This window comes from Streptomyces sp. BR123 (assembly GCF_013401435.1).
Classification (GTDB): domain Bacteria; phylum Actinomycetota; class Actinomycetes; order Streptomycetales; family Streptomycetaceae; genus Streptomyces.
This window is the reverse complement of sequence record NZ_JACBGN010000616.1, coordinates 1-1,171: the sequence shown is the minus strand read 5'-3', so window position 1 is coordinate 1,171 and position 1,171 is coordinate 1. Positions and strand designations below refer to the sequence as shown.

Here is a 1,171-nt window from a genome sequence, read left to right as displayed (position 1 = left end):
ACGCCGACTCCGCGCAGGTCGAGCACGGTGTCGGCGTAGCGTGCGCCGGCGGGCCCGATGGAGTAGAGGCGGATCCGGGACAGCTCGTACATGGCGGCGGGCTCTCGTGGTGTCTGGTGGGTGGTACGGGACGTGCGGTGGGTGGGGCGCGGGGCCCGGGCGAGCGCGGGGCTCAGGCGTGGAAGGGCAGGCCGGCGTCGGGGGCGAGCTCCAGGTCGTCGCCCTCGGGCGGCGGGAGGAGGCTGGCGGTGCCGTCGCTGACGCTGACCACGCCGAGTTCCAGGAGTTCGGCCATGGCCGCGCTGCCCGCCATGTCGCGGACCTGGAGCTGGTAGCGGGGGGTGGTGCGGTAGGTGCCGCCGGCATCGTCGCCGGTGCGCTGGAGGAACCCGGAGTCGGTGAGGAAGGCGGCGGCCTTGCCGACGATGCCCGTGGTGGAGCCGGCGAGGCGGCGGGCGTCCTTGGTGGCGCCGGTGGAGCTGCGGCGGGCGTAGACGCGCCAGGCGGCCTCCAGGCCGGGGGCGTCGGTGGCCGGGTCGGTGTTCTCGCCGGTCTCCGCGGCCCGCTCCTCCAGGCGGCGGCAGGCCTGGCGGACGAAGGCGTCGACGCCGTTGACGGTGACGCGGCCGATGTAGCCGTCGTCGGCGAGGTCCTCGGGGCGGGGGAAGGCGAGGGCGGCGAGGGCGAGATGGGCGAGGCCGTGCAGGAACCGGTCGCCGGAGTCGGCGGTGGTGCGGCGGGCGTAGTCGCCCATGCGGACGGCGAAGACGGAGTCCTCGTCTGCGGCCACGGCCATGCCGGCGCGCGGGGACACCTCCAGGACGATGAGCCCGAGGCCGGTGGCGACGGCGTCGGCAAGGCGGCCGAAGGCGGGGTCCTCGCGGTAGCGGCGCAGCAGCTCGGCGTACTCGGCGTCGCGGGCGGGCTGCAGCTTGGGCTGGAGTCCGAAGGCGACGAGCCGGGCCGCGTCGGCGGCGTCGGCGGGGTTCATGGGTGAGCCGGCCGGGGCGGACGGCGCCGTCGGGGCGTCGGCCTCGCTCCACGCGGGGTGCTCGGCGTGGTGGTCGGTCACGGGTACTGCCTCTCGTGGGGTGCGGTGCCGGTGGTGCGGGCGCGCGGGGCCACCGGGTCGGCGGCGGACGGCCGCGGGGGGCGCGGGGCGGCCGACGGG

The 1,171-nt window shown here is 77.4% G+C and carries 1 protein-coding gene; it reads right to left on the bottom strand.

Features of this window, described 5'->3' with window-relative positions:
• Positions 1-172: 172 nt before the first annotated feature.
• Entirely contained in the window at positions 173-1,072 is a 900-nt protein-coding gene (locus HYE82_RS36670; protein ID WP_179178544.1) for a hypothetical protein, read from the bottom strand.
• Positions 1,073-1,171 lie beyond the last annotated feature (99 nt).